Source organism: Bradyrhizobium sp. (genome assembly GCF_050014615.1).
Classification (GTDB): domain Bacteria; phylum Pseudomonadota; class Alphaproteobacteria; order Rhizobiales; family Xanthobacteraceae; genus Bradyrhizobium.
This window is the reverse complement of sequence record NZ_JBEKCZ010000274.1, coordinates 1-5,849: the sequence shown is the minus strand read 5'-3', so window position 1 is coordinate 5,849 and position 5,849 is coordinate 1. Positions and strand designations below refer to the sequence as shown.

At 62.5% G+C, this 5,849-nt stretch carries 6 protein-coding genes; all 6 read left to right on the top strand.

Annotated features, from left to right (window positions below; all coding sequences use genetic code 11):
- Nucleotides 1-411 (top strand): DeoR/GlpR family DNA-binding transcription regulator (locus tag ABR948_RS27710; protein WP_490337855.1); only part of this gene is annotated, 411 nt, incomplete at its 5' end.
- A gap of 271 nt (nt 412-682) precedes the next feature.
- Nucleotides 683-2,227: a glycerol-3-phosphate dehydrogenase gene (gene glpD / locus ABR948_RS27705; RefSeq protein WP_428124195.1), complete on the top strand. Its 1,545-nt coding sequence runs from the start codon at nt 683-685 to the stop codon at nt 2,225-2,227.
- Nucleotides 2,224-3,303, top strand: a complete 1,080-nt coding sequence (locus tag ABR948_RS27700; protein WP_428124193.1) for an ABC transporter ATP-binding protein — start codon at nt 2,224-2,226, stop codon at nt 3,301-3,303. Before glpD ends, ABR948_RS27700 begins: the two co-directional genes overlap by 4 nt.
- A 12-nt stretch (nt 3,304-3,315) precedes the next feature.
- Nucleotides 3,316-4,401: an ABC transporter ATP-binding protein gene (locus ABR948_RS27695; protein WP_428124191.1), complete on the top strand. Its 1,086-nt coding sequence runs from the start codon at nt 3,316-3,318 to the stop codon at nt 4,399-4,401.
- On the top strand, nt 4,401-5,303 hold the full coding sequence (locus ABR948_RS27690; protein WP_428124189.1) for a carbohydrate ABC transporter permease: 903 nt from the start codon (nt 4,401-4,403) through the stop codon (nt 5,301-5,303). The genes ABR948_RS27695 and ABR948_RS27690 overlap by 1 nt, the downstream gene beginning before the upstream one ends.
- On the top strand, nt 5,303-5,849 hold a 547-nt coding region (locus tag ABR948_RS27685), incomplete at its 3' end, for a carbohydrate ABC transporter permease (RefSeq protein ID WP_428124187.1). The genes ABR948_RS27690 and ABR948_RS27685, both read left to right, overlap by 1 nt.

The window sequence follows — 5,849 nt, the reverse complement described above, 5'->3', positions numbered from 1 at the left end:
GCCGGCGGCACCGTGCGCCGGGCCGACGGCGCGGTGATCGGCTCGACCGCGATCGGCCTGATCGGCCAGTTCAAGGTCGACTATGCCATCATCGGCGCCTCCGCGATCGACGAGGAGGGCGCACTGCTGGATTTCGATTATCGCGAGGTGCAGGCGGCGCAGGCCATCATCGCCAACGCCCGCAGCGTGATGCTGGTGGCGGACAGTACCAAACTGCGGCGCAGCGCGCCGGTTCGCATCGCCGACATCAGCCAGATCCATACCTTTGTGACCGACGTCGCGCTGCCGGCCAAGCTGGCCGACATTTGCCATACCAGAGGCATCCAGGTGATCGAGGCGCTGCCGAAGGCGGCAGACGATGTCGATGAAGCGGGGGCGGAGCCTGCTGCGACCGTGACGCGCTTGCGGTAAAGATTTTAAGATCGTGCACGACCAGCTTTTTCGTCATGGCCGGGCTTGTCCCGGCCATCCACGTCTTTCTTGACTTAAGTGCGGTAAGACGTGGATGCCCGGCACAAGGCCGGGCATGACGAGCTTGGCCGCTTGGCCGCGTCTCGAAGCATGACCGTGCCGAACTATTCCCCAGTTCCCCTTTTTCGGTTGCTTTCACATTTGGTTGTGATTTAATCCAAACCGAAAGTAAAATCGCCAATGTGAATAGGCGAGCGCCGGGGAAGCGTCTTTGGATCGGATTTTCGACCTCGCAATCATAGGGGGCGGCGTCAACGGCTGCGGCATCGCGCGCGATGCGGCCGGACGCGGAAATTCAGTTTTCCTTTGTGAAATGAATGACTTGGCCAGCGGAACGTCGTCGTGGTCGACCAAGCTCGTGCATGGCGGCCTGCGCTATCTGGAATATTACGAATTCCGGCTGGTCCGCGAGGCGCTGATCGAGCGCGAAATCCTCTGGCAGATCGCCCCGCACATCATTCGCCCGCTTCGATTCGTGCTGCCGCACCATGACGGGCTGCGCCCGGCGTGGCTGCTGCGGCTTGGCCTGTTTCTGTACGATCATATCGGCGGCCGGCACCTGCTGCCGCCGACCCGTTCGGTCGATCTGGCGCATGACGAGGTCGGGCAGCCGCTGATTCCCAAGCGCTACACCAAGGGCTTCGAATATTCGGATTGCTTCGTCGACGACGCCCGCCTCGTGGTTCTCACCGCGCGCGATGCGGCGGACCGCGGCGCCGAAATCCGCACCCGTACCCGCGCGGTGGAAATTCGCCAGCTCGATGGAAGCTGGCAGGTCACGGTCGAAAATACCGTCAGCGGCGAGCGCAGTACGATCAAGGCCCGGGTGCTGGTCAATGCCGGCGGCCCATGGGTCGAGGACGTGCTGGCGTCGGGGGCCGGCGTCAATGCCAGGGCCAAGGTGCGGCTGGTGCAGGGTTCGCATATTGTGGTGCGAAAACTGTATGCGCATGATCGCGCCTACATGTTTCAGAACAGCGACGGCCGGATTGTTTTCGTAATTCCGTATCAGGACGATTTCACGCTGATCGGCACCACCGATCGCGATTACCATGGCGACCCCGCCAAGGTGAAAGCCTCGGTCGAGGAAATCAATTATCTCTGCGACTCCGTCAGCGAATATCTGGCAAAGCCGGTCAGGCCGGAGGATGTGGTCTGGACCTATGCCGGCGTTCGCCCGCTCTATGATGACGGCGCCAGCGAAGCCAAGGCCGCGACCCGCGACTATGTTTTCGAACTCGATACCCCCGGCGGCGCGCCGTTGCTGTCGATCTATGGCGGCAAGATCACCACCTATCGCCGCCTCGCCGAGGAGGCGCTCGAACGTCTCGAACCTTATTTGCGCAGCTCCAAGGCCCGCGAAGGCTGGACCGCGAAATCGCCGCTGCCCGGCGGCGACCTCGATGTCTCCGCGATCGCTGCATTGACGGCGGAATTGCAGCGCAACTATCCGTTTCTCGGGCCGGCGCATGCCAACCGGCTGGCGCATGCCTACGGCACGCGCGCCAGCAAGCTGCTCGGCGCCGCGAAATCCCTTGGCGATCTCGGCCAGTCGTTCGGCGCTACCTTGACGGAGAGCGAAGTCCGGTACCTGATGTCGTCGGAGTGGGCCCGCACCGCTGAAGACATCGTGTGGCGGCGATCAAAGCTTGGATTGCGATTGTCGCCTGCCGAGATTGCCGCCATCGACGACTGGATTGCCGCGCACCGGGTTCTGCCTGAAAGTTCCTTGCTTGAGGCGGGAGGGCGGCGATGACCGTTACGCTCGAGGGCGTCACGCGCACGGTGGACGGCATTCCGGCGATTCGGAATGTCTCGCTGACGCTTGAGCGCGGCACCCTCAGCGTGCTGCTGGGTCCGACGCTGTCGGGTAAGACGTCGATCATGCGGCTGCTCGCCGGCCTCGACAAACCGACCACCGGCCGCGTCCTGGTCGACGGCAAGGATGTCACCGGCGCCGATGTGCGGCAGCGTTCGGTGGCGATGGTCTATCAGCAGTTCATCAATTATCCCTCGCTGACCGTTTACGAAAACATTGCCTCGCCGTTGCGCGTGCAAGGCAAGCCGCGCGCGGAAATCGAAAGCCGCGTCCAGGAGGCCGCACGTCTCCTCAAGCTCGAGCCCTATCTGAACCGCACGCCGCTGCAACTATCCGGTGGCCAGCAGCAGCGCACGGCGATTGCGCGGGCGCTGGTGAAGGGCGCCGATCTGGTATTGCTGGACGAGCCGCTCGCCAATCTCGATTACAAGCTGCGCGAGGAATTGCGCACCGAATTGCCGCGCATCTTCGAGGCGTCCGGCGCGATCTTCGTCTATGCGACGACGGAGCCTTCCGAAGCCTTGCTGCTGGGCGGCCGCACCATCTGCATGTGGGAGGGCGAAATATTGCAGACCGGGGAGACGCCGAAGGTCTATCGCCATCCCGATACGCTGCGCGTCGCCCAGGTGTTTTCCGATCCCCCGCTCAACATCGTCGGGATCGAGAAGAGCAACGGCTCGGTACAATATGCCGGCGGCGTGCAGGCGCCCGCGACCGGACTCTACGCCAGCCTGGGCGACGGCGCCTATCGGGTCGGTTTCCGCGCCCACCAGCTGGAGGTGGCCAATGGCATCGCCGGCCGCCACGCCTTTTCCGCCACGGTGACGGTGACCGAAATCACCGGTTCGGAAAGCTTCGTGCATCTCAATCGCGACGCGTCCAACTGGGTCGCGGTGCTGCAGGGCGTGCACGAATATCCGCCCGGGCATGTGCTCGACGCGGTGCTCGATCCCGACAATCTATTTGTGTTCGACGCGGCCGGCCGTCTGGTCGCTTCCCCCGGCGCGATGTGAGGGAGATGCCGCATGGCCCGCATTGACCTCGTCGATCTCGCGCATTCCTACGGCGGCAACGCCGCCGATCCGCAGTCGTTTGCGCTCAAGCCGGTCACGATGACCTGGCGGCAGGGCGGCGCCTATGCGCTGCTCGGGCCATCGGGCTGCGGCAAGACCACGCTGCTCAATTTGATCTCGGGCATCGTCACGCCGTCGCGCGGCAAGATCCTGTTCGACGGTGTCGACATCACACCGCTGTCAACCCAGAAGCGCAATATCGCGCAGGTGTTCCAGTTTCCGGTGATCTACGACACCATGACGGTCGGACAAAACCTGGCATTCCCGCTGCGCAATCGCGGCGTTCCGAAAGCCGAGATCGACGCGCGGGTCGCACAGATCGCCCATCTGCTCGACCTTACGCCCGACCTCGACCGCAAGGCGACGCGGCTGACCGCCGACGCCAAGCAGAAAATCTCGCTCGGCCGCGGACTGGTCCGCTCCGACGTCGCGGCCGTACTGTTCGACGAGCCGCTGACGGTGATCGATCCCGAATTGAAATGGCAGTTGCGCTCGAAGCTCAAGGCGCTGCATCGCGATCTCGATCTGACGATGATCTATGTCACCCATGACCAGACCGAGGCGCTGACATTCGCCGACACCGTGGTGGTGATGCATGACGGCCGCGTGGTGCAGAGCGGAACGCCGGCGGAACTGTTCGACAAGCCGGCGCATACCTTCGTCGGCTATTTCATCGGTTCGCCCGGCATGAACATCGTGCCGGCCGAGGTCAGGGGACGCGAGGCCCGGATCGACGGTCACGTCATCGCCCTCGACCGCAATTACGACGGCTTGCCGTCCGGTGCGAAGATCGAGATCGGGGTGCGGCCGGAATTCGTCGATGTCGCGCCTTCCGCGCCGGGGCTTCTGTCGGCCAATATTGAGCGGATCGACGACCTCGGCCGCGTCCGTTTTGCGCGGGTGCGGATCGGCGACGCCAAATTCGCCGCGCGGGTCCCGCCGGGATTTTCAATTCCGGGCAATACCGCCGGACTCAAATTCGATCCGTCGCATGTTCACGTCTATGCCGACAGCCTTCTGGTCGAGGGGACGGCCTGATGGACAAGACCGTCAACCAGAAGGCCTGGTTCCTGGTGCTGCCGGTGTTTCTGGTAGTGGCGTTCTCGGCGATCCTGCCGCTGATGACGGTGGTGAACTATTCGATGCAGGACACCTTCGGCAACAACCAGTTTTTCTGGAACGGCGTCGGCTGGTTCAAGGAATTGCTCGATCCCTCGACCGATCTCGGCGAACGGTTTTTCGCGTCATTGTGGCGCAATCTGTTCTTCTCGGCGGTGATCCTCGCGATCGAGGTGCCGCTGGGCATCGTGGTCGCCTTGTCGATGCCGCGCGACGGCTGGCGCGTCGCCGCCTGCCTCGTGATCCTGGCGCTGCCGCTGCTGATTCCATGGAACGTGGTCGGAACCATCTGGCAGATTTTCGGGCGGCCCGATATCGGCCTGCTCGGCTATGTCCTGAATACTATCGGCATCAACTACAATTACGTCTCCAACGACTTCGATGCCTGGGCCACCGTCATTGTGATGGATGTCTGGCACTGGACCAGCCTGGTCGCGCTGTTGTGTTACGCCGGACTGAAGTCGATTCCCGACGCCTATTATCAGGCAGCGCAGATCGACGGCGCGTCGCGCTGGGCGGTGTTCACCGCCATCCAGCTGCCGAAGATGAACCGCGTGCTGCTGATCGCGGTGCTGCTGCGCTTCATGGACAGCTTCATGATCTATACCGAGCCGTTCGTCGTGACCGGCGGCGGCCCGGGCAATTCGACGACCTTCGTTTCCATCGAACTCGTCAAGATCGCGCTCGGCCAGTTCGATCTCGGCAAGGCCGCGGCATTGTCGCTGGTCTATAATCTGATCATCATCATCGTGTGCTGGATATTCTACACCGTCATGACCAACGCCGGCGCCGAGCGGCGGCCCAACAAGGGAGTCGCATGATGCATTCGATTCCCGGCCGTCGCGTCATCCTCTCGCTATTTCTGATCTTCCTGCTGCTGCCGATCTACTGGCTGGTCAATATGAGCTTCAAGACCAACGACGAGATCGTCTCGACCATGACGCTGTGGCCGCATCAGCCGACCATCGCCCATTACATGCGCATCTTCACCGACGAAAGCTGGTATTCCGGCTACATCAATTCGCTGAAATATGTGGTCATCAACACCGTGATCTCGATTTCGGTGGCATTGCCCGCCGCCTACGCATTTTCGCGGTATCGCTTCCTCGGCGACAAGCATCTGTTCTTCTGGCTGTTGTCGAACCGGATGGCGCCGGCCGCGGTCTATGCGCTGCCGTTCTTCAATCTGTACTCGGCGATCGATCTGTTCGATACGCCGTGGGCGGTGGCGCTGGCGCATTGCATCTTCAACGTTCCCCTGGCGGTATGGATCCTGGAAGGTTTCGTGTCCGGCGTGCCGCGCGAGATCGACGAGACCGCGTTTCTGGACGGCTATTCGTTCCCGCGATTCTTCATCAAGATACTGG

Excerpts from the sequence above, each read along its gene's own strand:
- ABR948_RS27700 (WP_428124193.1), top strand. The coding sequence starts at position 2,224 with ATGACCGTTACGCTCGAGGGCGTCACGCGCACGGTGGACGGCATTCCG.
- ABR948_RS27695 (WP_428124191.1), top strand. The coding sequence starts at position 3,316 with ATGGCCCGCATTGACCTCGTCGATCTCGCGCATTCCTACGGCGGCAAC.
- ABR948_RS27690 (WP_428124189.1), top strand. The coding sequence starts at position 4,401 with ATGGACAAGACCGTCAACCAGAAGGCCTGGTTCCTGGTGCTGCCGGTG.